This is a genomic window from Streptomyces sp. NPDC001890, assembly GCF_042891445.1.
Lineage (GTDB): Bacteria > Actinomycetota > Actinomycetes > Streptomycetales > Streptomycetaceae > Streptomyces.
In genome coordinates this window covers 181,459-206,159 of record NZ_JBIATE010000005.1, presented here as the reverse complement: position 1 = coordinate 206,159, position 24,701 = coordinate 181,459, and the positions used below count along the sequence as shown (strand labels likewise).

The 24,701-nt window shown below is 72.2% G+C and carries 25 protein-coding genes; 12 read left to right on the top strand and 13 right to left on the bottom strand.

All coding sequences use genetic code 11. The features are described from left to right. The first annotated feature begins 119 nt into the window (after positions 1-119). Positions 120-488, top strand: a complete 369-nt coding sequence (locus ACFYY1_RS17370) for a nuclear transport factor 2 family protein (RefSeq protein ID WP_388585905.1) — start codon at positions 120-122, stop codon at positions 486-488. A gap of 46 nt (positions 489-534) precedes the next feature. Here ACFYY1_RS17370 and ACFYY1_RS17365 read toward each other — a convergent pair whose 3' ends face one another. The 4 genes from ACFYY1_RS17365 to ACFYY1_RS17350 are packed head-to-tail and all read right to left on the bottom strand — an operon-like array spanning position 535 to position 3,470. Beyond that, the gene (locus ACFYY1_RS17365) at positions 535-1,035 is read right to left on the bottom strand and encodes an SRPBCC family protein (protein WP_388585902.1); all 501 of its coding nucleotides are present in this window, start codon (positions 1,033-1,035) and stop codon (positions 535-537) included. A 13-nt stretch (positions 1,036-1,048) separates the two neighbouring features. Beyond that, positions 1,049-1,960 (bottom strand): alpha/beta fold hydrolase, encoded by a 912-nt coding sequence (locus tag ACFYY1_RS17360; protein WP_388585899.1) that lies wholly within the window; start codon positions 1,958-1,960, stop codon positions 1,049-1,051. A 29-nt stretch (positions 1,961-1,989) separates the two neighbouring features. Beyond that, complete coding sequence (locus ACFYY1_RS17355; RefSeq protein ID WP_388585897.1) at positions 1,990-3,240, bottom strand: beta-ketoacyl-[acyl-carrier-protein] synthase family protein; 1,251 nt, start codon at positions 3,238-3,240, stop codon at positions 1,990-1,992. Further along, positions 3,237-3,470, bottom strand: coding sequence for an acyl carrier protein (locus tag ACFYY1_RS17350; protein ID WP_388585896.1), 234 nt, complete (start codon positions 3,468-3,470; stop codon positions 3,237-3,239). The genes ACFYY1_RS17355 and ACFYY1_RS17350 overlap by 4 nt, the downstream gene beginning before the upstream one ends. A gap of 228 nt (positions 3,471-3,698) precedes the next feature. Between ACFYY1_RS17350 and ACFYY1_RS17345 the strand changes: the two genes are divergently transcribed. The 9 genes from ACFYY1_RS17345 (at position 3,699) to ACFYY1_RS17305 (ending at position 15,104) form a co-directional block, all read left to right on the top strand. Next, the gene (locus ACFYY1_RS17345; protein ID WP_388585893.1) at positions 3,699-4,415 is read left to right on the top strand and encodes a nitroreductase family protein; all 717 of its coding nucleotides are present in this window, start codon (positions 3,699-3,701) and stop codon (positions 4,413-4,415) included. A 231-nt stretch (positions 4,416-4,646) separates the two neighbouring features. Then, the gene (locus ACFYY1_RS17340) at positions 4,647-6,200 is read left to right on the top strand and encodes a peptidoglycan-binding protein (protein ID WP_388585892.1); all 1,554 of its coding nucleotides are present in this window, start codon (positions 4,647-4,649) and stop codon (positions 6,198-6,200) included. A 274-nt stretch (positions 6,201-6,474) separates the two neighbouring features. After that, on the top strand, positions 6,475-7,929 hold the full coding sequence (locus ACFYY1_RS17335; protein WP_388585889.1) for an MFS transporter: 1,455 nt from the start codon (positions 6,475-6,477) through the stop codon (positions 7,927-7,929). Between the two features lie 94 nt (positions 7,930-8,023). Beyond that, entirely contained in the window at positions 8,024-9,595 is a 1,572-nt protein-coding gene (locus tag ACFYY1_RS17330; RefSeq protein WP_388585887.1) for an FGGY family carbohydrate kinase, read from the top strand. 74 nt (positions 9,596-9,669) lie between these two features. After that, positions 9,670-11,343, top strand: coding sequence for an FAD-dependent oxidoreductase (locus tag ACFYY1_RS17325; RefSeq protein WP_388585885.1), 1,674 nt, complete (start codon positions 9,670-9,672; stop codon positions 11,341-11,343). After that, the gene (locus ACFYY1_RS17320) at positions 11,340-12,893 is read left to right on the top strand and encodes an FAD-binding oxidoreductase (RefSeq protein WP_388585883.1); all 1,554 of its coding nucleotides are present in this window, start codon (positions 11,340-11,342) and stop codon (positions 12,891-12,893) included. Before ACFYY1_RS17325 ends, ACFYY1_RS17320 begins: the two co-directional genes overlap by 4 nt. 104 nt (positions 12,894-12,997) lie before the next feature. Continuing rightward, a complete protein-coding gene (locus ACFYY1_RS17315) occupies positions 12,998-13,657 on the top strand; it encodes a glycerol-3-phosphate responsive antiterminator (RefSeq protein WP_388585880.1) in 660 nt (219 codons plus the stop codon). 5 nt (positions 13,658-13,662) lie between these two features. Next, positions 13,663-13,965: a putative quinol monooxygenase gene (locus ACFYY1_RS17310; protein ID WP_266728845.1), complete on the top strand. Its 303-nt coding sequence runs from the start codon at positions 13,663-13,665 to the stop codon at positions 13,963-13,965. Further along, complete coding sequence (locus ACFYY1_RS17305) at positions 13,962-15,104, top strand: zinc-binding dehydrogenase (RefSeq protein ID WP_388585878.1); 1,143 nt, start codon at positions 13,962-13,964, stop codon at positions 15,102-15,104. The genes ACFYY1_RS17310 and ACFYY1_RS17305 overlap by 4 nt, the downstream gene beginning before the upstream one ends. Positions 15,105-15,223: 119 nt before the next feature. Here ACFYY1_RS17305 and ACFYY1_RS17300 read toward each other — a convergent pair whose 3' ends face one another. Further along, positions 15,224-15,721 (bottom strand): nuclear transport factor 2 family protein, encoded by a 498-nt coding sequence (locus ACFYY1_RS17300; RefSeq protein ID WP_388585876.1) that lies wholly within the window; start codon positions 15,719-15,721, stop codon positions 15,224-15,226. A gap of 106 nt (positions 15,722-15,827) precedes the next feature. Further along, complete coding sequence (locus ACFYY1_RS17295) at positions 15,828-16,406, bottom strand: dihydrofolate reductase family protein (protein ID WP_388585873.1); 579 nt, start codon at positions 16,404-16,406, stop codon at positions 15,828-15,830. A 305-nt stretch (positions 16,407-16,711) separates the two neighbouring features. Between ACFYY1_RS17295 and ACFYY1_RS17290 the strand changes: the two genes are divergently transcribed. Further along, positions 16,712-17,749, top strand: a complete 1,038-nt coding sequence (locus ACFYY1_RS17290; RefSeq protein ID WP_388585871.1) for a hypothetical protein — start codon at positions 16,712-16,714, stop codon at positions 17,747-17,749. 38 nt (positions 17,750-17,787) lie between these two features. Here ACFYY1_RS17290 and ACFYY1_RS17285 read toward each other — a convergent pair whose 3' ends face one another. Then, entirely contained in the window at positions 17,788-18,333 is a 546-nt protein-coding gene (locus ACFYY1_RS17285; RefSeq protein ID WP_388585869.1) for a DinB family protein, read from the bottom strand. A gap of 262 nt (positions 18,334-18,595) precedes the next feature. Here ACFYY1_RS17285 and ACFYY1_RS17280 point away from each other — a divergent pair, with 262 nt between their 5' ends. Next, the gene (locus tag ACFYY1_RS17280) at positions 18,596-19,861 is read left to right on the top strand and encodes an MFS transporter (protein WP_388585866.1); all 1,266 of its coding nucleotides are present in this window, start codon (positions 18,596-18,598) and stop codon (positions 19,859-19,861) included. On the opposite strand, the gene ACFYY1_RS17275 is transcribed toward ACFYY1_RS17280, so the two are convergent. From ACFYY1_RS17275 to ACFYY1_RS17250, 6 genes are read right to left on the bottom strand one after another with little or no spacing between them, the layout of a single operon-like run. After that, the gene (locus ACFYY1_RS17275) at positions 19,848-20,615 is read right to left on the bottom strand and encodes an urease accessory protein UreD (RefSeq protein ID WP_388585864.1); all 768 of its coding nucleotides are present in this window, start codon (positions 20,613-20,615) and stop codon (positions 19,848-19,850) included. The genes ACFYY1_RS17280 and ACFYY1_RS17275 overlap by 14 nt on opposite strands. Beyond that, on the bottom strand, positions 20,612-21,379 hold the full coding sequence (ureG, locus tag ACFYY1_RS17270; RefSeq protein WP_388585861.1) for an urease accessory protein UreG: 768 nt from the start codon (positions 21,377-21,379) through the stop codon (positions 20,612-20,614). The genes ACFYY1_RS17275 and ureG overlap by 4 nt, the downstream gene beginning before the upstream one ends. Then, entirely contained in the window at positions 21,372-22,037 is a 666-nt protein-coding gene (locus ACFYY1_RS17265; RefSeq protein WP_388585860.1) for an urease accessory protein UreF, read from the bottom strand. Before ACFYY1_RS17265 ends, ureG begins: the two co-directional genes overlap by 8 nt. Continuing rightward, on the bottom strand, positions 22,037-23,740 hold the full coding sequence (locus tag ACFYY1_RS17260) for an urease subunit alpha (RefSeq protein ID WP_388585857.1): 1,704 nt from the start codon (positions 23,738-23,740) through the stop codon (positions 22,037-22,039). Before ACFYY1_RS17260 ends, ACFYY1_RS17265 begins: the two co-directional genes overlap by 1 nt. 1 nt (position 23,741) lies before the next feature. Continuing rightward, positions 23,742-24,086, bottom strand: coding sequence for an urease subunit beta (gene ureB, locus ACFYY1_RS17255; RefSeq protein WP_388585854.1), 345 nt, complete (start codon positions 24,084-24,086; stop codon positions 23,742-23,744). After that, complete coding sequence (locus ACFYY1_RS17250) at positions 24,083-24,385, bottom strand: urease subunit gamma (RefSeq protein ID WP_388585852.1); 303 nt, start codon at positions 24,383-24,385, stop codon at positions 24,083-24,085. Before ACFYY1_RS17250 ends, ureB begins: the two co-directional genes overlap by 4 nt. Positions 24,386-24,701 lie beyond the last annotated feature (316 nt).

The following is a 24,701-nucleotide window of genomic DNA, read 5'->3' as shown; positions in this document are numbered from 1 at the left end:
GGGCCGCGCGGGCCCTTACCCCGGAGGTAATCGACGCCCTCACCGCCGTCGGACATCGTGGTCCTCACCAGCACACGAGAGCCCGGCCAGGGGCCGGGACACGAGGAGAGGGCACCGCGATGACCGCATACGACGAGGCCGTTCAGCGCTACTTCGCCGCCTGGAACGCGGCCACCGCCGAGGCTCTGGCGAAGGCCGTGGCGGCCGCCTTCACCGAGAGCGCCACCTACACCGACCCGCTGGCCGATGTGCGCGGCCACGAAGAGCTCGCGGCCACGATCGACGGCGCGCATCGGCAGTTCCCCGGCTTCGAGTTCCGGCTCACCGGCACGCCGGAGGGCCATCACGACATCGCGCGGTTCGGCTGGGAGCTGGTCTCCACCGCCGACGGCTCGGCGCCCGTCGCCGGCTTCGACGTGATCACCCTCGCCGACGACGGACGCATCACCTCGGTCAGCGGCTTCCTCGACCGGGTGCCCGGCGCCTGAACGTCCGCCGGACGCCTGGGGCGGGCCCCGCACCGCACCACCCGCCTCAGGCCGGCTCGTCGAGGAACTTCCCGCCCTCCAGAAGGGTCTTGAGCGTCGAGAGGATCGCGACCCAGCCGTCGCTGACGCCCTCCAGCATCCTGCTGTCCGGGCTGTCGAACCCGTCATGGGTGAGCGTCAGCTTGATCCCCAGCTCGGGTTCCCCGGCCGGTTCGATGTCGAAGGCGACCTTCGACCGCTCCCGGACGGCCCGCTCCCACTCCTCGTCCGAGGCGAAGTCGAACATCTGGCGGTGCATGGGCTGGAGGGTGTGCCAGGTGTACGAGAGCCGCTTGCCGGGCTCCGCCTCCAGGACCCGCTGGCCGACCTCCTCGAACTCGCCGTCCGGGTCCATCTTCCAGCGGACCGGTGCACCGGGCACCCAGGTCGAGTCGGGACCGTAACCCCCCATGTAGATCTTGATGAGCTCGGGGTCGGTCAGTGCGTGGTAGAGCTTCTCGGCGCTGGTCTGGATGTAGAGGGGGTAGACGAACTCGGGCTTGTCCATACGGTTCCTTCCCTCACGGGGTGTCGGCGAAGTCCCGTCCCGCCGGTGCGGGCGAGGTCCGTGACTGCCCGGGGAGGGCGACCAGGGCCGGCTCCAGCGGGCGGTCGGTGAAGAAGCGGGCCGCGAGATCCGCCACGTCGTCCGGACGCTCCAGGACGACCCAGTGGTCGGACTCCCCGATCGTGACGAACCGGCTGCCCTCGATCGTGGCCGCGAAGGCACGCTGCCGCTCGGGCGAGGTCACCGTGTCGTGCTCGCCGGCGAAGACCAGGGCCGGTACGCCGGACAGCCCGCCGGAGAAGTCCGGCCGGTGCCCCAGGGCCCGGTGCAGCGACAGCGCGGCGTGCGGGGAGTGGGTGAGGGCGTACAGGAACGAACGCCTCACATAGCGACGCGCCAGCTCACCGCGGTGGACCTTGCGTCCGGGGTCCTGGCACATCAGCACCCCGGCGGCCAGTGCGGCCAGGCCCTCCAGGTCGCCGGTCTCCAGCCGGTCGACGGCACGGCCCCACCGGTCGCGCTGCTCGTCGGTGATGTGGGCGGGCACTCCGCCGAGCATCAGCCGGGCGATCCGGCCGGGATGCCGCTGTGCGCAGCCGAAGGCGATGGAGGTGCCGTAGGAGAACCCGAAGAGGTTGGCCCTCTCCACGTCCAGGTCGTCGATGATCCCGGTGACGGCGGCGTGCAGGACGTCGTCGCCCGCACCGGGCGGGAGCAGGTCCGCGTCGCCCATGCCGGGCAGGTCGGCGGTGACCACGGAGGCGAGCGGCCCCACGTGGTCGTCCATCTGCGGCCAGCCGTACATGCCCTGGAGCGCGCCGCCGAGGATGATGACCGGCTCGGTGCGCGGCGTGGGCTGCCTCAGGACCCGGTAGCTGTAGCGCAGCCCGTCCACCGACAGGGTCCGGATGATCTCGTCGGCCATGGTGGTTCGTCTGCCTCTTGGTTTCCGGGTCAGGCCCTGGTGAGAACGAGTGCGGCGTTGTGTCCGCCGAAACCGAGCGAGGTCTTGACGGCCGCGTCGAACGTTCCTCGCCGCGCCTCCTTGCTCACCACTTCGATGGGGATCGCGGGGTCGGGGGCGTCGAGGTTCACGGTGGGCGGCACGAGTTGGTTCTCCAGCGCCAGCACGGTCAGTGCGGTCTCGATGCCGCCGGCGGCGCCCAGGGTGTGTCCGGTCATCGCCTTCGTCGAGGTCACCAGGGGGTGCTCGCCGAGGACCCGGCGCAGCATCGTCGCCTCGATGAGGTCGTTGGAGACGGTCGAGGTGCCGTGGGCGTTGACATGGCCGATGTCGCGGGCCGCGATTCCGGCGTCCGCGAGCGCGGAGCGCAGCGCCCGCTCGATGCCCAGGCCCTCGGGGTCCGGGGCGACGGCGGAGTGGGCGTCGCTGGAGGCGGCGTAGCCGGCGATGTGCGCGCGGACGGTGGCGCCGCGGGCCAGGGCGTGTTCCGGCCGTTCCAGCACGAGGAGTCCGGCGCCCTCTCCGACGACGAAGCCGTCCCGGTGGGTGTCGAAGGGGCGGCAGGCCGCCTCGGGGTCGTCGCGCCGGGTGGAGACGGCCTTGAGCTGGCAGGCGCTGGCGATCAGCAGCCGGGAGCAGACCGATTCGGCGCCGCCCGCGACGACGATGTCGCAGGCCCCGGTGCGCAGCATCTGGTGGGCGGTGCCGATGGCGACCGTGCCGGAGGAGCAGGCGGTGGAGACGGCCTGACTCGGGCCGAGGGCGCCGAGGTCGGTGGCGACGCTGCTGGCGGCGCCGTTGACGACGGTGAGCGGGGCGAGCTTCGGGGAGACCCGGCGTGCGCCGCGTTCGGTGAGGGTGGTGTGCTGCTCGTCGTAGAACGGCAGTCCGCCGTGGGCGGAGCCGATGACGACGGCGACCCGTCCGCCGTCCCAGACCGCGGGGTCGAGACCGGCGTCGGCGACGGCCTCGCGGGCCGCGATGACGGCCAGTTGGGAGAAGCGGTCCATCAGCCGCGCGGTCGCCACCCCGAGCAGTGCCCGCGGGTCGAGGCCGGTGATGGTGTACATGAAGTCGCAGGGCAGGCCGTGGAGTTCGGGCCGGTGCGGCACCGACGGGGCGGTCGACGCCTCATGGACGGTGCGCCAGGTCGCTTCGGCCCCGGTGCCGGCGGCGGTGACCATGCCGATCCCGGTGACGGCGGCGGCGAACGGCTCGGGACGGTACGGGCGGCCCGTCACGCGGCTGCCTTGCGGTGCACCACATCGACGAGCCGCCCGACGGTGTCCCGCGAGGACAGCTGGACATCGTCCAGGTCGACGCCCATCCGGTCCTCGATGATCAGCCGCAGCTCCTCCAACGCCAGTGAGTCCAGGCGGAGGTGACGGAGCGACACCTCCGGGGTGATGGCGAGGGGGTCGGTGCCGAAGTTCGCCACCAGCAAGGTGCTGATCTCTTCTGCCGTGCTCATGGTGGCGCTCCTGCGCTCTCGTACGCGGTGACGCCCTGCCGCGTGAGGTGTGAGTGCCATCAGGGGACGCCGGCTGGTCCGGAAGAACCATTTATACGCCTTCGCGAAGGTCCATCCGGTCCGCGTTCCCCCGTGCGGTGGGGAGTAGTCCAGGTGTACGAATTCAGCGGTTCACGGCACCCGGCGGGCCTCCCCTCGGCCGGTGCCCGGCCCGTAAACTCCGCGATCATGACGATCGACATGACTCACTCGGACGGACCCGCCCTCTTCCCGACCATGTCCACCATGCGCGCGATGCGCCGCCTGAAGCCGGAACCGGTGCCGGACGAGACGCTGGAGCAGCTCATACAGGCAGCCGTCTGGGGGCCCAGCGGCGGCAACATGCAGTGCTACGAGTACGTCGTGGTGACCGACCGGGAGGTGATGGCCCGTCTGGCGCCGCTGTGGAAGCGGTGCGTGGACGCCTATCTGGCGACGACCGGGAAGTACGCCCCGAAGGGCATGGACGACGCGGCGTACGGCCGGATGGTCGCCGCGATCGAGTACCAGCGCGACCACTTCGCCGACACACCGGCCCTGATCGTGCCGTGCTACCGGTTCCCGGAGCCGCGTCTGGACGAGGAGGGGCTGCTGGCCTCCGCGCAGGCGCTCGGCCCGGCCGCGACCGAGCACATGATGAACACCCAGGCGCGTTTCCAGGCGCTCGCCGAGGGCTCCTGCGTCTATCCCGGCGTGCAGAACGTCCTGCTCGCCGCGCGGGCCCTGGGGCTCGCGGCGAACATCACCATCTGGCATCTGATGCTGGAGCAGGAGTGGAAGGAAGCCCTCGGCATCCCCGAGGACATGCACACCTATGCCGCCATTCCGGTCGGATGGCCGCAGGGCAACTTCGGCCCGGTGCGGCGGCGCCCGGTGGCGGACGTCATCCACCGCGACCGCTGGTAAAACGCACCCCTGTCGGTCCTGCCCGGTGACGGCTCGTCCGCCCACCGGGCGGGCCGCCGGATTCCACCTCAACTCCATTGGAGTGAGCGGCAGTTCGACACACCCTCAGATGATTGTCATGCACTTGGCGGATGGATACGCTGAGCGGGCTTCACGGCCCTCGGCCCACCCCACTCGGGCCCGGGGGCCGTCTCCTTTCTCCCCTTTTCCCCCCACCGAGCAGGAGCAGGTATGCCCAGCCGCGCCGCCGCCCACACAAAGGGCCGCGCATCCGTTCTGGCGGCCCTCACCGCCACCGTCCTGACCGTGACCGGCACGCCGGCCTTCGCCGCTCCGGACGACAGCCACCCGATGGACCGGGCGTTCACCCGGGCCGCCGCGGCGTTCGACGTGCCGCGCGATCTGCTCGCCGCCGTCGGCTACGGCGAGACCCGGCTCGACGGCCACGCCGGACGCCCCAGCCAGGCAGGCGGCTACGGCGTGATGCACCTGGTCAGCAACCCCACGAACCGGACGCTGGAGCAGGCGGCGGCCCTCACCGGCAAGCCGCTCGCCGAGCTGCGCACCGACACCGGGTCCAACATCCTGGGCGGTGCGGCGGTGCTGCGCGCCTACGCGGACAAGCTCGGCCTCGACGCCCGGGACCGCGACGACATCGACGCCTGGTACCCGGCCGTCGCCCGGTACAGCGGCTCGCAGGGGGCCGCCGCCGCCCTCTACGCCGACACCGTCTACACCTTCCTGGCCACCGGGCTCGACACGGTCGTCCCCGGCGGTGAGCAGATCTCGGTGACCAGCCGTCCGGTCGCCCCGCAGAAGGGTGCGCTCGCCGATACCGGCGTACGCGCGCAGAGCCCCGACTACCCCTCCGCGAAATGGGTCCCCGCCGACCCGAACAACTTCGCCCCGGGCCGCTCGGCGAAGATCGACAAGGTGGTCGTCCATGTCACGCAGGGCTCGTACGCGGGCTCGATCAGCTGGTTCCAGAACCCGGCCGCGGAGGTGAGCGCCCACTACGTGGTGCGCTCCTCGGACGGCGAGATCACCCAGACGGTCCGCGACAAGGACACCGCGTACCACGCGAGGAGCGCCAACGCCTCGGCGCTCGGCATCGAGCACGAGGGGTTCATCGACGACCCGTCCTGGTTCACCGACACGATGTACCGCTCCTCGGCGGCGCTGACCAAGTCGCTGTGCGACCGCTACGGGATCCCGAAGGACCGGGCGCACATCATCGGGCACAGCGAGGCACCGGGCAACGACCACACCGACCCCGGGCCCTACTGGGACTGGAACCGCTACATGGAGCTGGTCGGCGGGGACTCCGGCGGCGGCAACAGCGGCGACGGGCTGAGCTTCACCTCGTACGCGCCCCAGCAGAACGGCTCGACGGGCGCCCAGGTCAAGGCGGTCCAGCAGCTGCTGAACGACCAGGGCTACCCCGCGGGTGCCGTGGACGGCAGTTTCGGATCGGCGACGGCGACCGCGGTGACGGCGTACCAGGCGGCGCGCGGGCTGAACGCCGACGGTGTGGTCGGGCCCAGGACCTGGACCGCGCTGCTGTCGGCCGGGGCGACGCCGAGCCTCCAGCAGGGCGCCTCGGGCGACGGCGTGAAGCGGCTCCAGCGCTCGCTGACCGCGGCGCTCGGCTCGACGGTCGGCATCGACGGCAGCTTCGGCCCGGCGACGGTGACGGCGGTGCGCAACTACCAGACGAGCCGGGGGCTGACGGCCGACGGCATCGTGGGGCCGGACACCTGGACGGCGCTGCAGGCGGGCCGCTGACGGGCTTTCCCCATGAGCGGGCGGGGTGCGTGCGGACCGCCCCGCCCGCTCGCGGAGCCATGTCACGTTCAAGTAACCTGCCGGAAACCCTTGACGTTTCTCCTGGCGCGTTCTTAACCTCACTGCGTAGTTCGCATTCCTTGCAGTTCACGTGCTGCGGCGCTTTCCGCAGTGTTTTGACAGGCACAGACATAGACCACCTGTCGGTGGTTTCGTCATGCCTGTTTTTTTGTGCTCCCCGTGCCGCCGATGGGTCTTCCTCGAAGGCGGATTCATGGCACAACGTCCGAGCGTCAAAGGCGTCGGCGACGTCGTTGCGCTCATCGATGGGCTGGGAAAGATCACCGGCCGGGCGCAGGTCATCTGGTTCCTCGTGTTCGGCGGGCTGTTTCTCGACGCCTATTCGAACGCCGCGCTGAGCGCCGGTCTGGGGCCGATGACGACCCAGATGGAGCTCACCAGCACGCAGGTCTCGATCCTCACGGCCACCGCTCCGGCCCTGGCGATCATCTTCAACCCGGTCGGCGGCTGGCTCGCCACCCGGATCGGCCGCGTTCCCCCGCTGCTCATCGCCAAGGTGTTCGCCATCGCGGGCGCGCTGCTGGCCGCCTTCGCCGGTGACTTCACCGTCGTCTGGCTCGGCCGGGTCCTGGTGGGTGTCGCGTACGGCATCGACTTCGCCGTCGCCATGGCGCTGCTGGCCGAGTACACCCCCGCGAAGCTGGGCGGCCGGCTGAACCTGTGGCAGGCCGTCTGGTACGTCGCCACCACCAGCAATCTCGCGCTCGCCCTGGTCTTCTTCAACCTGGACGTCGGCGCGGACATCTGGCGCTGGTCGGTCGGCTCGGCCGCGGTCGTCGCCGCCGTCCTGCTGATCGGCCAGTGGCTGATGCTGCGGGAGAGCCCCACCTGGCTGGCGAGCAAGGGCCGGCTGGACGAGGCCGTCGTCAACCTGGACCGGATCTACGGCATCCGGGCCGTCGCCGGGAAGCCGGACGAGGCGACCCGCGCCGCCACCGAGGCGCCCGCCATCGGCTTCCGGCAGGCCGGGCTGCTCTTCAAGGGCGAGTACCTGCCGCGCACGGTGCTGTCCTCGGTCATCTCGCTCGGCCAGTCGATGCAGTACTTCGCGGTCGGCTGGTACCTCCCGCTGATCAGCCTGACGATCTTCGGCGAGAGCTTCGAGAAGGCGACGATCGGCTCGATGGTCTTCAACGCCTTCGGTATCGCGGGCGGGCTGCTCTCCGCGTACTTCGGCCGCCGGCTCGGGCTGCGGCTCAGCTCCGCCGCCGGTTTCGCCGGAGTGTTCGTGGCGCTGCTCGCGATGGGGCTGACCTTCGAGAAGGTGCCCACGGCCGTGGCGTTCCTGCTGCCGGTGCTGTTCATCCTCTGCCACTCCGCGGGTCCGGGCGCCAACGGCAAGTCCATCGCCGCGCTCTCGTACAGCAGCGACGTCCGGGCGCTCGGCACCGGTGTCACCGGGATGGTCGGCAGCTTCGGCAGTGTCGTCGGGCTGTACGTGTTCCCGCAGATCAAGGACTCCCTGGGGCTCGCCGACACCTTCCTGGTGCTCTCCGTCGTACCGCTGCTCGGCCTGATCACCTGCCTGGCGATCAAGTGGGACCCGACGAAGGCCGCCTCCCCCGACGAGGCCGCCGGACAGGACCGGACCGCCGTCGCCGCCCGATCGGGTGCGCCGGAATCCACGGAGTCCGTGACCGCGCGCTGACCGGCCGCCGGGCCTCTCGCACCACACGATGGTCACCTCCCCTCCCCCTCCCTCCGCACAGCTCGCTCGCGATGCTCGCAATGAAAGGGCTGCAATGACGCAGACGCTCCCCGGCGCCGCCGCACGGCGCGGTGTGCTGTCCATCGACGAGGGCACCACGGGCACCCGGGCCGGAGTCGTCCTCGACTCCGGCGCCGCCCACGAGGTGTTCTACCGGTCGATCAAGGTCAGCCACCCGGACGACCTCTCGGTCGAGCAGGACCCGATGGAGATCTGGACCGCCACCGTCGAGGTGGCGCGCCGTGCCGTCGGCCGGGCCCGCGAGGAGGGCATCGAGATCACCGCGGTGGCCCTGTCCACCCAGCGGGCGACCGCGATGCTGTGGGACCGGGTGACCGGGCGGCCGCTGCTGCCCGCGGTGGTGTGGCAGGACCGGCGGTACGCGGCCGAGCTGACCGCGTACGAGACGGAGTGGGACGCCGCCCTGCTGGCCCGCCAGGGCCGGCCGGTCGGCGCCCGCGCACCGTTCCTCTGGGCCGCCCGGCAGATCGCCGCGCACCCGGAGGCGGCCGCCGCGCACCGCGAGGGCCGGCTGCTCTTCGGCACCGTCGACACCTGGCTGATCTGGCGGCTCACCGGCGGCGCCGTGCACGCCACGACGCCGACGAACGCCGCTTCCACCGGTGGCTATCTGCTGGAGCGGCACGCCTGGGACGAGGAGTGGATCGGCCACCTCGGCTTCCCCCTCGACCTGCTGCCGGAGCTCCGCTCCGACGACGCCGGATTCGGCACCACCGACCCGGCCGCCCTCGGCATCGCCGTCCCGCTGGCCGCCTCCATGGGCGACCAGCACGCCGCACTCGTCGCGCTCGGCGGCCTCGCCGCCGGGCAGGGCATGTGCGTCTACGGGACCGGCGCGTTCGTCGACGCGGCGACCGGCACCACGCCCGCCCTGCCCCGGCCGGACATCTCCGGGGTGCTCGCCCAGCCCGGCCGGCGGCAGGGCGACATCAGCCACTACAGCCTGGAGGCGTACACCTCCACGGCGGGTTCGGCGCTGCGCTGGCTCTGCGACGACCTGGGGCTGTTCGCATCGCCGAAGGAGCTCGGTGAGGAGGCGGGCCGGGTCCCCACCCGGCCGGGCCGCACCCCGCGTTTCGTCCCGGCGCTCGCCGGGGTCCGTACGCCGGTCTGGCACCCGGAGGCCACCGCCTCCCTCACCGGGCTCACCCTCGCCACCACCCGCGCCGACCTGGCCCGCGCCGTGCTCGACGGGATCGCGCACTCGGTGTGCGACCTGATCGACGGGGTCGCCGGGACCATGGGCACCCCGTTCACCCGGCTCCGGGTCGGCGGCGGGGTCTCCGGCAGCGACCCGCTGATGCGGATCCAGGCCGATCTGACGGGCCTGCCGCTGGAGCGGGTCTCCGACTCCGCCACCGCCAGCCTGCGGGGCACCGCCTATCTCGCCGGTGTCGCGCAGGGGCTGTGGTCCTCGCTCGAAGAGGTCGTCGAGGCACAGCCGCTCGGCCGGATCTTCGAGCCCACGATTCCCGCGGCCGAACGCACCGAACAGCGGTCCGCCTGGCGCGACGTGCTCATCGCCCACCTGAACGACCCCGCCCTGCTTCCCCTGCGGGACCCCGAACCTCACACCCCCCACTGACGGCCCCCCGACCGTCACCCGGCGGCCGGTACCGACCACGCGGCCGCCGCACCGAAACACCAGGAGTTGATGTTGTGATCACCATGCCCGCCAGGAAGCCGCGGCGCAGCGCCGCGGCGACCCGCCGAACGCCCCTGCTGCTCGACCGGGCGGCCCTCAAGCGCCGGCTGGCCGACGACACGTACGACGTGCTCGTCATCGGCGGCGGCATCACCGGGGCGTACGCCGTGCTCGACGCGGCCTCGCGCGGGCTGCGCGCGGCGCTGGTGGAGAAGGACGACTTCGCCTCCGGCACGTCGTCGAAGTCCTCGAAGATGGTGCACGGCGGCCTGCGCTACATCGAGCAGGGCAACGTCAACCTGGTCCGCCACTCGCTCCTGGAGCGGCACCGCTTCCGCAAGAACGCCCCGCACCTGGTGCACCGGCTGCCGTTCCTCTTCCCGATCCTGGAGAAGGAGGGCATCTTCGACGCCCGCCTCGCCAAGGGCTTCGAGGGCCTGCTGTGGACGTACGACCTGGTGGGCGGCTGGCGGATCGGGAAGCTGCACCAGCGGCTCACGGTTCCCGAGGTCCTCGCGCAGGCGCCGACGCTGCGCGCGGAGAACCTCAAGGGCGGGCTGATGTACTTCGACGCCCGCACCGACGACGCCCGCCTCGTCCTCACCATCGTGCGGACCGCCGCCGCGCTCGGTGCGACGGTCCTCAACGGGGCCAGGGCCGAGGGCCTGCTGATGCAGGCGGGCAAGGTGTCCGGTGCCCGGGTCTCGGCGGACGGCGACAGCTTCGACATCCGGGCGCGGGCCGTCGTCAACGCCACCGGCGTATGGACCGACGAGCTCGACGCGAAGGCGGACGACGGCCACAAGCCGCAGGTCAGGCCCGCCAAGGGCGTCCACATCGTGGTGCCGTGGGACAAGGTGCGGATCAACTGCACGGTCACCGTGCCGATCCCCGGCCGGGCCCGCCGCGCGACCTGCACCCGCTGGGGCAACAGCGTCGTGCTCGGCACCACCGACGAGGACTACCAGGGCTCCCCCGACGACGTGCACTGCACCCGCGAGGAGATGGACTTCCTGCTGGAGGGCGCCAACACCGCCTTCGAGGGGAAGCTCACCCCGGACGACGTGGTCGGCTCCATCGGCGGTCTGCGCCCGCTGGTCGGCGGCAAGGAGGGCGCGACCCTCGACATGCGCCGCGACCACCACATCACCGTCGGCCGCACCGGCATGGTGACGGTGACCGGCGGCAAGCTCACCACCAGCCGGCACATGGGCGAACTCGTCATCGACAAGGTGATGACCGTCCTCGGCCGCAAGGGGAAGAGCCGCACCACCGACCTCCCGCTGCTCGGCGGCGCCGGTTACGACGCCGAGGCCGTCGCGGCCTCCGGCGGCATCGCGGCGCACCTCGGCGAACGCTTCGGCACCGAGGCCCGCTTCGTCGGCGACCTGATCCAGGACGACCCGTCGCTGGCCGAGCCGGTCGTCGCGGGACTCCCGTACACCCGGGCCGAGGTCGTCTACGCGGCCCGCGCCGAACTGGCCCGCTCGGTCGACGACGTGCTCTCCCGCCGGATGCGCGCCCGGCTGTTCGCCCGGGACGCGTCCGCCGAGGCCGCCGGGGCCGTGGGCGCGATCCTCGGCCGGGAACTGAACCTCTCGGAGGCCGAGGTGGAGCGTTCGGTCTCCGATTACCTCGCAGCCGTCCGTCACGAAAAGTCCGTACTCCTCGAAGGGGCAGCAGCATGATCAGCCGTCAGACCATCACCCACCCGTTCAACCGGGGCAACTACACGATCGGCGCCCCCAGCTTCGCCAAGTGGGCGCAGAACACCCCGGTCGGGGACGGCGAGGCCGCCCTCCAGGTGGACCCCGTCGAGGTCCCCGGGACCGTGATCGAGGCGCTGCGCGAGGCCGCGCACGCGGTGCACACCGCCCGTGAGGAGGTCGTCACCCGGACCCGCGACTGGTGGGCCGGCTCGATGATCGGCGAGACCGAGGGCCGTCCCGCGACGCCGGACGCCGTGATCGTCGAGGCGGCCGACGCCGAGCAGGTCGCGGCGGTGCTGCGGATCTGCCACGAGGCGGGCATCCCGGTCACCCCGTCCGCCGGACGCTCCAACGTCACCGGTGCGGCGCTCCCCGTCTTCGGCGGTGTCGTCCTGGACGTGTGCGGGCTGAACGAGATCACCGGCTTCGACGCCGAGTCGAACATCGTGGACGTCCAGGCCGGCATGTTCGGCGACCTCTTCGAGAAGCAGCTCCAGGAGGAGTACGGCGTCACCACCGGCCACTGGCCGTCCGCGTTCGCCGTCTCCACGGTCGGAGGCTGGATCGCCTGCCGCGGCGCCGGCCAGCTCTCCACCCGGTACGGCAAGATCGAGGACATGGTCGTCGGCGTGGACGTCGTGCACGCGGACGGTACGCGGGCCACGTACGGCGACTACGCGCGCGCCGCGGTCGGCCCTGACCTGCGCCAGCTGTTCGTCGGCTCCGAGGGCACCCTCGGCGTCATCGTCTCGGCCCGGCTGCGGGTCCACCCGCTGCCGGAGTACGCGAACGCCGTCGCGTACGGCTTCAAGACCTTCGCGGAAGGCCTGGACGCCTGCCGCAGGATCATGCAGCGCGGCGCGACCCCGGCCGTCCTGCGGCTGTACGACGCCCTGGAGTCGGGCACCCACTTCGGCCACCCGGAGACCAACCTCCTGCTCGTCGCCGACGAGGGCGACCCGGTCATCGTCGACGCGTCGATCGCGGTGGCGAAGGAGGTCTGCGAGGCGTACGGCCCGGAGCTGGACAGCAAGGCGGTCTTCGAGCGCTGGCTGGACGAGCGGATGCTGGTCGGCAAGTCCGCCGACGGCTTCAAGCCCGGCCCCGGCTTCGTCGCCGACACCCTGGAGATGGCCGCGTCCTGGACCGACCTGCCGGTGATCTACGACGAGGTGGTCGCCGCGATCCAGTCGGTGCCCGGCACCCTGGCCGCCTCGGCCCACCAGTCCCACGCGTACACCGACGGCGCCTGCGTGTACTTCTCGCTGCGCGGCGACGTGGCTCCCGAGTCGCGCCGCGACTGGTACCGCGCGGTGTGGGACGCCGCCAACGCCGTACTGATCGAGCACGCGGCGGCGCTCAGCCACCACCACGGCTGCGGTCTGCTGCGCGGCCCCTACCTGGAGGAATCCCTCGGGGCGGGCTTCGCGACCTTCGTCGCGGTGAAGAAGGCCCTGGACCCGGCCGGCATTCTCAACCCTGGCAAACTGGGCCTTCCCAGCCGATTCGGTACGTCGCCGCTGAACTGACGCCAGGGCCTCTCGTCCGGATCCGGCCGATCCGGCGTGATCCGGACGAGAGGCCCCGGGCCGGCAGCAGCCACGAACCCCTCCCTCCCAGGCAGGCCCTCGCCATGACCCCTTCCCCCTCCCGGTCCGGTGCCGCACTCGACCCCCGGCTCACCGCGGCGTTCGCCGAGGTGCCGGTCGTCGCGTCGGTGGTCGGCACCCAGCCGCTGCGCGAGTTCCTGACCGCACCGGCGAAGGTGTGCATCCTCGCGTCGTTCGCGGTGGGGCAGCTGCCCCAGGTCGTGCCGGCGCTGGGCCGGGCGGGGAAGACCGTGTTCGTGAACGTGGACAGCAGCCCCGGTCTGGCCCAGGACCGGGGCGCGCTGGAGTTCCTCAAGAACATGGGCGCGCACGGCGTGGTCAGCACCCGGCTCTCCCTCATAGAGAAGGGCCGCCCGCTCGGCCTGCTGACGATGATGAAGGTGTTCGTCACCGACCGGTCCAATCTGCGCCGCTCCACGGACGCGATCTCGCGCGGGGCGCCGGACCTGGTCGAGATCATGCCCGCCCCGATCATCGCCCGGATGAGCGCGCAGGCGCAGCGCGCGATGTCCCCGTCGGTGGCCGCGGGCTTCGTGGAGACCCCCGCGGACGTGGCGCTCGCGCTGGCCCTCGGCTCGGCCGCGGCCGCCACGTCCGACCCCCGCCTCTGGCACCTGCGCCGGGACCAGCTGCCGCCGGTCCCGCCCGGCGCCCTGAAGAGGCCCGCCCCACCCCAGGAGTAACCCCCATGACATACGTGGTCGTAGCCCGCTACCGCACCAGGGCCGGCGAGGAGGACACCGTCCTCCCCCTGCTCGACGCGATGGCCGCCGCATCCCGCGAGGAGCCCGGCAACCTCGCCTACCGGGTCCACCAGGGCACCGAGGACCCCCGGGCGATCGTGCTGTACGAGGAGTACGCCTCCGAGGCCGACTTCACCGAGCACTGCGCCACCCCGCACTTCCAGGAGATCGTGCTCGGCAAGGTCGTCCCGCTGCTGGAGAGCCGCGACGTGCTGCGCTGCGCCCCGCGTCCGGAGGTGGCGGCGTGAAGACCCGTGCGGTGGTGCTGCGCGGGACCTCGACGGCCCGCCCGTACTCCGGGACCCGGCCGGTCGAGGTGGAGGAGCTGGAGCTCGCCGCCCCGCGCGAGGGAGAGGTGCTGGTACGCATCGCCGCCGCCTCGCTCTGCCACTCGGACCTCTCGGTGGTCAACGGCGACCGGGTCCGCCCGTTGCCGATGGCGCTGGGCCATGAGGCGGTGGGCGTCGTCCAGGACACCGGACCGGGTGTCGGCCGGGTCTCCCCCGGCGACCATGTGGCGCTGGTCTTCGTGCCGAGCTGCGGCTTCTGCGGCGACTGCGCGGCGGGCCGCCCGGCCCTGTGCGCACAGGCAGCGGCGGCCAACGGTTCGGGGGCGCTGCTGCACGGCCCGTCGCTGCTGACCGACGCCGCCGGCAACCAGGTCCACCACCAGCTGGGCGTCTCGGCGTTCTCCGAACACGCGGTGCTGGCCCAGGAGTCGGTGGTCCCGATCCCCAAGGACATCCCGTTCACCGTCGCGTCGATGTTCGGCTGCGCGGTCCTGACGGGTGCGGGCGCGGTGATCAACACGGCGGCGCTGCGCCCGGGGCAGTCGACGGTGGTCTACGGCCTGGGCGGGGTGGGCCTCTCCGCGGTGCTCGGCGCCCGCGCGGCGGGGGCGTACCCGATCATCGCGGTCGACCCGGTCCAGGAGAAGCGCGAGCTGGCGCTCCGGCTGGGCGCGACGCACGCGTACGCCCCCGACGAGGCGCTGCGGCAGATCCGCGAACTGACCTCCGGCGGAGCCGAGTCGGCGGTGGAGGCGGTGGGCAGCCCCAAGGTCATGGCCGAGTGCCTGAGCGCCGTGGCCCGGGGCGGCAAGGTCGTCTCGGTGGGCCTGCCCGCGCCGGACCGGGTGCTGGAGGTCCCGGCCCTGGCGTTCGCGGGCGAGGGCAAGTCGTTGCTGGGCTCGTACATGGGCGACGCGGTGCCGCGCCGCGACATCCCGAGGTTCCTGGACCTGTGGCGGGCGGGCCTGATGCCGGTGGAGCTGATGCACACGGGCACACTGCCGCTGACCGACATCAACGCGGCGCTGGAGGAACTGGCTTCCGGCCGGGCGATCCGCCAGGTCATCGACACCTCGGGGATGCTGGGCGTCGCCTGACGCCCGGCCTGATCCGCCCCGTGTCCCGTTCGGCGGCGCCCCCCTGGTTGTCCGGGGGCGCCGCCGGCCGTCAGCCGTCAGCCATCAGTCGTCACCCATCGGCCGCCGACCGTCAGCCATCAGCTGTCGGCCTCCTCGGTCGCCGGCGCGGCCGCGGCCGCGGGCGCGGGCGCGGGCGCGGGCGCGGGCGCGGGCGCGGGCGCGGGCGCGGGCGCGGGCGCGGGCGTGAAGTGCAGGAAGATCTTGCGCCGGCTGATGCGCCATCCGCGTTCGCCGCGCACGATCACATCCTCGTAGGTCACGCTTCCGCATGCGCCGTCCGGTCCGGCACCGATCCCCTTGGACCGCGCGTGGACCCGGCCGTCCCCGGCCTCGGTGAGGACGATGTTGGTGACATGGTGGCCGACGGGCGCGCCCGGCTTGCCCGCCCGCGCCCGCGCCATGTCCCGGAAGGCGGCCAGCCCGTGCACCTCCCCGTGTCCGAGGTTCGAGGTCTCGTAGACGATGTCGTCGGTGAACAGCTCGTCCAGCCGGTCCATTTCGTCGTTGTCGACCAAGTGCCCGTGCAGGGCGAGCAGTTCGGAGATGTCCAGACGGTCCTCGACAGTGAGCGTCATCGCCGGTCCTTTCGTGAGAGCTCTCGCGACGGTGCGGCAGTTATACGGGGGAGCTCCCCGGCGCCCCGGCACGGCACCGCTCACACACCGCCGTGGCCCGGGGAGTTCATTCCGCTGGAGCAACCGCGCGGCGCTCGTAACGAAGCAGCACGACCCCGTTGCCGAATTCCCGGGTCTCGGCCAGACGGAGGCCGGTCCGGCCCGCCGAGTCCGGGAACAGGGGCTTGCCCCGTCCGATGAGGACCGGATGGACGTAGACGCGGTACTCGTCGACCAGGTCGAGCCGCATGAAGGCCGCGCCGAGATCGGCGCCCCCGAGACACAGGTCCCCGCCGGGCTGCGCCTTCAGCGCCCTGATCTCCTCCGCGTCGACCTCCCGCCTGATCGTGGCGTTCCGGCCGGCGTGTTCCAGGGTCCGGGAGAACACGATCTTGGGCGTCTCCCGCCAGATACCGGCGAACTCCGCCTCGGTCTCGGTGGCGGAGGGATCGGAGTCGGCGGTCGGCCAGTAGTCCTCCATGAGCTGATAGGTCACCCGGCCTTCGAGGAAGCCGCCCATGGTACTGAGCAGTTCGTTGAAGTGACGGTGCAGTTCGTCGTCGACCACGTGCCAGTCGATCTCGCGGTCCGGCCCCTCCATGAAGCCGTCGAGGGACACCGAGGCCATCAGGACGATCTTCCTCATCGCAATCCTCTTCCGCCGCAGACGTCGCGCCGCACGGCTGCCCGGCGCCACAACAGTTGACGCCCCGGCCGCGCACCTGGCAACGAGTGACACGCATCGCGGACGCGGCGTGGCGCAGCACTGCACTGCATGGCACGGCACGGCATGGCACGGCACGGCACGGCACGGCACGGCACGGCACGGCACGGCACGGCACGATCGGCATACGGTGATCGCGTCGAAGCGGCACCGCCACGGTCGGCGCTTTCCCACGGTCGGTGCTTTCCCGCGGCCGGTGCTTTCCCACGTCCGGAATGAGGTTCGGGATGAGAGTCGGTACGGCCCGATCGGCCGCGGTCCAGTGGGTCGCCGAGCACGCCCGGCCCGCGGCCGGCTTCCGCGGTGCCTATTTCAGCGGCTCCACGGTAGGTCTGGCGGACGACGCCGAGCTGTCCCCGTTCTCGGACGTGGACGTGGTGGTCGTCACCGCCGCACCGCACCCGCCCGTCGGGCCCGGTAAATTCCGCTTCCGGGGTGCGCTGCTGGAGGTCAGCCATCTGCCGTGGGACGAACTCGCCTCGGCGGACCGGGTGCTCTCCTCGTACCACCTGGCAGGGAGCTTCCGCCGGGACACGGTCATCGACGACCCGACGGGCCGGCTGCGCGAGCTGCGGGCGGATGTGTCGGGCCGGTTCACCGAGCGGTGCTGGGTGCGCCGCAGATGCCTGGACGCCGAGCGCCGGATCGAGACCCGCCTCGCCGCCTTCGACGCCCGCGCACCGTTCCACGAACAGGTGACGTCCTGGCTGTTCCCCACCGGGGTCACCACCCACGTCCTGCTGGTCGCCGCACTGCGCAACCCCACGATCCGGCTGCGGTACCCGGCGGCCCGGGACGTGCTCGACAGGTACGGGCAGGCTCATCTCTACCCGGAGCTCCTGGAACTGCTCGGGTGCGCACGGCTGTCCGCGCCCAGGACGACGCACCACCTGGAGGAGTTGGCCCGCACCTTCGACGCCGCCGCCGAGGCCGCCCGTACGCCGTTCTTCTTCAGCGGCGACATCACCGCCGGGGCCCGGCCGGTCGCCATCGACGGCAGCCGGCACCTCATCGAGCGGGGCGACCACCGCGAAGCGGTGTTCTGGATCATCGCGACCTTCGCGCGATGTCACACCGTACTGGCCGCGGACGCTCCCGAACTGCACCGCGCACGACTCCCGGCCTTCCTGGAGGCCGTCGCCGATCTCGGCATCGCGTCCACCGATGACCTGCTCCGCCGGGGCGAGCAGGTCATCGCCTTCCTCCCCGAACTCCGGCGGACCGCCGAGAAGATCCTGGTGGCCGCCACCGGCATCGACGGATGACGCGTGCGGCGGACACCGCGTGCAGGTGGGCGGGCGGGTCAGTAGTGGCCCGTCCTGCCGTCCAGGATCTCCCTGATGGCGTCCAGGTGCCCCGCGTGCCGGGCGGTCTCCTCGATCATGTGGAACATGATCCAGCGCAGGCTCGCCCCTGACGCGTCGAAGTCCGGGTGCCGGCCCACGTCGTCGAGCGACTGTGCCGCGAAGATCTCGTTCGACACCGCGACCTGCCGGTCGTAGTCGTCCAGGAGCTCCGCGAGCGGGACGCCCTCGACCCTCATGTCGGCGTTCTCGGGTTCGTCGAACATCGGCCCCACTGCCGGGCGGCCCAGCAGGACGACCTCGAACCAGAGGTGTTCGGCCCAGCGAAGGTGTGACATGACACCGGCCATCGTCATGAGCGGCGAGGAGGGCAGGACGGGGCGATGCGCGTCCGCCTCCGAGAGTTCCTCGCACTTCCAGCGGGCGGTCGCGCGTTGTGTGTCGAGCCAGCCGACGAGCTGGGTCCGTTCGTCCGCTGCGTAGGCGGGGCGCTTGCGGGAGGGATACGAGGAGAGGTCCGGAGAGGGGTACGGAGAGGGCGACATGGACGTCGAAGCTATCCGAGGCAATGTCACACCTCACAGTGCTTATCGGAAATGTCACGCCTCACCACGCACACCGGCCGACGCGATGCCCAACTCCCCCACCACCCGGGCCTGTCGCCCTGATACCTTGGCCGACATGTTCCTCTCCCGTGCGTAGGACCCCGTACCGACCGCACCCCTCGCTCCTGCCGGGTGCGGCACTTCGGTGTCCCCGCATGCCCGCAGCGCCCTCTGCCGCGCTGCCCTCACGAGGAACGTATCGATGCATTCGCCGTCATCCGTGCCTTCGCGCACGCCTTCGTACGCCGCCGTCCTGCGTACCCGTCACGCCGCCCGCACCTTCGCTGCCGCTCTGCTGGGGCGGCTGTCGTACGGGATGGTCTCGCTCTCACTGATGCTGGCGGTGAACGCGAGCTCCGGCTCGTACTCCGTCGCCGGTGCCGTCATGGCGCTCTTCGGGGCGACCAGCGTCTTCCTCTCCCCCGCCCGTGCCGCGCTGATCGACCGGCACGGGCCGCGCCGGGTCCTGCCGCCGCTGGCCGGGGTCTACGCGGTACTGCTCGCCGCCCTCGCGTACGCCACCTGGCGACCGGGGGCCTCGGCGTTCCTGCTGGGGGCGCTCGCCGCCGCCGCCGGCGCCTTCTCACCACCGCTGGGGCCGGTGATGCGGACCCTGTGGAGCGGTCTCGTCGCCGACCGGGAGCTGTTGCGGCGCGCCTACAGCCTGGACGGTGTCGCCGAGGAACTCCTCTTCGTCAGCGGCCCGTTGCTGGTGGGGGTGGTGGTGAAGTCCGCCTCGCCCGCGGCCGGGATCGCGGTCAGCGCCGCGCTGATCCTCGTGGGGACGCTGGCACTGGTGTCCTCACCGGCGGTACGCGCCGCGGGCGCCGCTCCGGCTGACGACAAGGCCGCCGGACCGGACGACCCGCCGGTCGGGCGGCGGCTGCTCGGCGTCATCGGGCTGCGGCACGCGGTGCTGGTGACGGCGGCCGTGGGGCTGTGCCTGGGGGGCCTGGATCTGCTGGTGGTGGCCTTCACCGAGCAGCACCACCAGGGCACGGGGGCCGTGTCATGGGTGCTGGCCGCGCTCTCGGCCGGAAGCGCGGTCGGGGGGCTCGCCCACGGCGCCGTCTCCTGGCGGGCGTCGAACCGGGCGAGGCTGCCGCTGCTGGCCGCCGGACTGGGCGCCGCCGTGGTCGGGGCCGGGCTGTCGCCCGATGTGTACGTGCTGGCCGCGCTCGCCGCGGTGGCCGGGCTGTTCGTCGCGCCCGCGCTGACCACCGCGTACCTCATCGCGGACGAGTCCGTGGGGGCGGGCAGCCGCACCCAGGCCGGTGCCTGGGTGAACACCGCGGTCAACGCCGGGTCGTCGGTGGGCGCCGCGGTGGTGGGTCTGCTGGTGGACCGGCTCCCGGCAGCCGTCTGCTTCGCGGTCGCGGCGGTGCCCGCGCTGTTGTGTGCGGCCGTGGTGGCGGGTGGATCGGCGGCCCGCCAAGCGGTCGCGCGCGGGGCGGTCAGCCGTTCGTGACCGTGGAGGTGCGCACACCGGGTCCGTCCGGTGTGCGCCAGTCCTCCCAGACCGCGGCCAGGTCCGCCTCGATCACCGGCGCCACCGTGTCCAGCAGCCGCACCTGAGCCCCCGGCCCCGCCAGGTCCATGCGGTACGGGTGGGGCCGGCCGGCCGGGGCGGCGCCGAGTGCGGTGACCGAGCCGATGACGCGGTTGGGGCCCAGAATGCCGGGGAGTTCACGCAGGTCCGGGTCCCTGAGATCCAGGTCCTCGACCAGCAGCTCGCAGCCGTCGTAGGTGGCGTGCGTCATTGCCCGGACACCGCCGCCCCGCTCCCCGGAGCGCCCCAGGACCAGGGTGTCGCGCCACAGCATCCGCGCCCCGGCCGCCAGCGTGACCGCCATCGAACGCTCGACCGCGGCACCCGTGGAGATCACGAACGGCCGGGCGTCCCAGCACAGTTCGCCGCCCTCCGCGATGTCCACCCGGGCCCGCCAGCTCGACGTGCCGCCGCGGTGGTCGTACGCGACGAGGCCGGACGGCTCGACCAGCTCCAGCCGGGCGCCGGGGCCGACCGAGATGTCCAGCAGCAGGTCGTCGCCCGCCAGCAGGCCCGCCCGGGTGCCGACCAGGGCGATCCGCAGCCGGTCGGGGGACGGCAGCAGGGGGCGGGGGGCGAGGAAGGCGCCCGGACGCAGTTCGCGGGCGATGTGACGGCCCGAGCCGTCGCGCGCCACGGCGACGACGGTGGGCTCGGCGGAGTCCGCGCTCACGAGCCGTCGTGGCCGTGGTCGTGGCTGTGGTCGTGGTCGTGACTGTGCGGGGCCATCGGGCCCGGGTCGGTAGGGACATGGGTGCCGGAACGGTGGCGTACGAGCAACTCACGTACCCAGTCGGCGAGTTCGGCCACGGACACCGGGTCGTGCTTGGAGAGTGCGAGGACCGGCAGGCCGTCGCGGGCGTGCGACGCGTCGGCGACCATCGCGGCCACGTCGACCTCCACATGGGGCGCGAGGTCGGTCTTGTTGATGATCAGGAGGTCGGCGCCGGTGATGCCGGGGCCGCCCTTGCGGGCGACGTCGCCGCCGCCCGCGACATCGATGCAGAACAGCTGGGCGTCGGCGAGGGCCGGGCTGAAGGTGGCGGTCAGGTTGTCGCCGCCGCTCTCGACGAGCACCAGGTCGAGCGGTCCGTACGCCTCCTCCAGGTCCTCGACGGCGTCGAGGTTGGCGCTGACGTCGTCCCGGATCGCGGTGTGCGGGCAGGCGCCCGTCTCGACGGCACGGATGCGTTCGGTGGGCAGCACCCCGGCCGAGCGGAGGAAGCGGGCGTCCTCGTCGGTGTAGATGTCGTTGGTGACGACGGCCATGGCGAGTTCACCGGCCAGCTCACGGCAGAGGGTGGCGAGGATCGAGCTCTTGCCGGTGCCGACCGGACCGGCGACGCCGAGGCGCAGGGCGCGCGGCCGGTGGGTGTGCTGGTGGGTGTGCTGGTGGGTGTGCGGTGCGGGCGCGGGGTCGAGGTGCTGGTCAGGCAAGGAAGAGTCTCCGTTCGCGTGGTGCGTGTTCGAGCGCCCACTGTTCGGTGAGCGGGGGCGTGCGGGCGGGCAGTTCGGCCGGGGTCCGCACCGCGAGTGCCTCGGCCACCGCGGCCGCCGCGTGCGGCTCGGCGTCGAGGATCCAGGCGACCGAGTCCAGCGGGTCGCCGGGCAGCAGCTTGAGCGCCGCGGAGGTGATGGTCTGGAGTTCGTCGTAGACGACGCCCCGCACCAGTTCCTCCCGCGACACCTTCATGACGGCCCCGAGTGCGCCGAGGGCCACCGGCCGCAGCGGGCGGGGGTGGACCCCGGTCAGGGCGGTGACCGCCGGATGGCCGGGGGCCAGCCTGCGCGCCAGGCGCTGCACACCGCGGCCGAGCGTCGCCGATGCCTCGCGCAGGGGTGCGGCCGGGGTCCGGGCGGCGAGCGCCTGTTGTACGGGGCCGTAGTCCACCGGGTCCTGCCCGGCGGCCCGCAGGGCGAGTACGGCGGCGGCCGCCTCGGTGACGGCCGCGGTGTGCAGCCGGGCCCGCAGCAGGGCGGGGATCCGGTCCCGGGTGAGACCTGCCGCGACGGCCGGTTCGAGCCCCGCGCTGTAGGTGTACGCGCCGACGGGGAGCCGTCCGTCGCCGAGCAGCAGGTGTGCCAGGCCGGCCATCAGAACATGGAGTACCGCTGGGCCAGCGGCAGTTCGGTGGCGGGCGCGGGCTCCACGAGTTCTCCGTCGATCCGGATGGCGAAGGTCTCCGGGTCGACGTCGATGTCCGGGAGCGCCGTGTTGTTCGGCAGGTCCGCCTTGGTGAGGTGACGGGTGGGACGCACGGCGACCAACTCCCGTACCAGACCGAGCCGTTCGGCCAGTCCGTCGGCCAGGGCCGCCGGGGCGACGAAGCTGACCGAGAGGTGCGGGGCGGCCTCGGCGGCGGCGGTGGGGCGCATGAGGACGGGCTGGGTGGTGGGGATCGCGGCGTTGGCGTCGCCGAGCGGCGCGTACACCACCATGCCGCCCTTGATGACGGCGGCGGGCCGGATCCCGAAGAAGGCGGGGTCCCACAGCACCAGGTCGGCGAGTTTGCCCGGTTCGACGGAGCCGACGACATGGTCGATGCCATGGGCGACCGCCGGGCAGATCGTGTACTTGGCGACGTAGCGGCGGGCGCGTTCGTTGTCGGCGGGCAGTTCGCTGCCGCGGTCCCCGAAGCGCTGCTTCATGGCGTGCGCGACCTGCCAGGTGCGGCAGATGACCTCGCCGATGCGGCCCATGGCCTGGGCGTCCGAGGAGGTGATGGAGAGCGCGCCGATGTCGTGCAGGACGTCCTCGGCGGCGATGGTGGTGGCGCGGATGCGGGACTCCGCGAAGGCGAGGTCCTCGGGGACGCGCGGGTTGAGGTGGTGGCAGACCATCAGCATGTCGAGGTGTTCGGCGACGGTGTTGACGGTGTGCGGGAGTGTGGGGTTGGTGGACGCCGGGAGGATGTGGGGGTGGGAGGCGACGGTGATGATGTCGGGTGCGTGGCCGCCGCCCGCGCCCTCGGCGTGGAAGACGTGGATGCCGCGTCCGGCGATGGCGTCGAGGGTGCCTTCGACGTAGCCGGCCTCGTTGAGGCTGTCGGCGTGCAGGGCGACCTGGAGGCCGTAGGCGTCGGCCGCCTTCAGTGCCGCGTCGATGGCGGCGGGGGTGGCACCCCAGTCCTCGTGGACCTTGTAGCCGCCCGCGCCGCCGAGCGCCGCCTCGCGCAGGGCCTCCTCGCCGACGGTGGAGCCCTTGCCGAACAGCATGATGTTGAGCGGGACCCGGTCCAGGGACCGGTGCATCATCGCCAGGTTCCAGGCGCCCGGGGTGACCGTGGTGGCCTTGGAGCCCTCGGTGGCGCCGGTGCCGCCGCCGATGACGGTGGTGGTGCCGGTGGCGAGGGCCTCGTGCAGGGTCTCCGGCATGAGGAAGTGGACGTGGGTGTCGATGGCCCCGGCGGTGAGGATGCGGCCTTCGCCGGAGACCACGTCGGTGCCGGGTCCGATGACCAGGTCGGGGTGGACGCCGTCGCTGATGTCGGGGTTGCCGGAGCGGCCGAGCGCGACGATGCGGCCGGCCCGGACGCCGACGTCGGTCTTGACGATGCCCCAGTGGTCGAGGACGACGACATTGGTGATGACGAGGTCGAGGGCGCCGTCGGCGCGTGCGGCGGTGGACTGGGCCATGGATTCGCGGATGGACTTGCCGCCGCCGAACACGGCTTCGTCGCCGCCGAAGCAGCGGTCCTCCTCGACCTCGATCCAGAGGTCGGTGTCGGCGAGGCGGACGCGGTCGCCGGTGGTGGGGCCGTAGAGCGACGCGTAGGCGGCGCGGGTCATTCGTGCCATGTCACATGCCGTCCGTTCGGGCCGCCCGCAGGTCATCCGCTCGGGCGGCCCGGGTACCCGGCAGGACGATGCCGGGCACCCTCCGGCGGCCTCCCAGTTCGACGAGGGAGACCTCGGCGCCGACTCCGGGCTCGAAGCGCAGCGAAGTACCCGAAGGAATATCGAGCCGGAATCCTTCGGTCAGCGACCGGTCGAAGGAAAGCGCCGGATTCGCATCGGGGAAATGCAGATGCGATCCGATTTGAATGGGGCGATCGCCGTCATTCACCACGGTCACATGCAATTGCGTACGAGTGTCATTGATTTTCAGTTCGCCGGCTCCGGTCCGGATCTCGCCCGGGATCACGGGATCGGCGAGGTGATCGTGACGAGCTTGCGCCCGTCCGGGAAGGTCGCCTCGACCTGGACGTCATGCAGCATCTCGGGAACACCTTCCAGCACGTCGGAGCGGGTCAGAACAGTCCGCCCCGCGACCATCAGGTCGCTGACGCGGGCACCCTCCCGGGCGCGCTCCATGGCCCAGCAGGAGAGCAACGCGACAGCCTCGGGATAGTTGAGCCGAACGCCGCGGTCCCGCCTGTCGCGGGCGACCATTCCGGCGACGCTCAGCAGCAATTTCTCCGTGTCGGACGGAGTGAGAAACATGGGGAAACCTCCATGGCGGCAGCCCCGGAATTCCCGGAATCACCTTTGCCACGTTCCTCTTATAAGCCTCCCGACCGCGCCGTGGCAACTTGCAGCGCTCCGCGATAAGTCCCTTTCTGCCCTTATCGCCCACCATATACGGGCAAAGTAGACAAATTTTGTTCATCAAGAAGCAGTGAAGCGAGGCGGGGGGGGGGCCCCCCCCCGGGGGGGGGGCCCCCCCCCCCCCCCCATACTATTGTTTCTTTTGGAAAGAATGCCGGGGCCCGCGGGGGGTAGCGGGGGGGGGGCCCCCCCCCCCGGGCCCCCCGCCGGG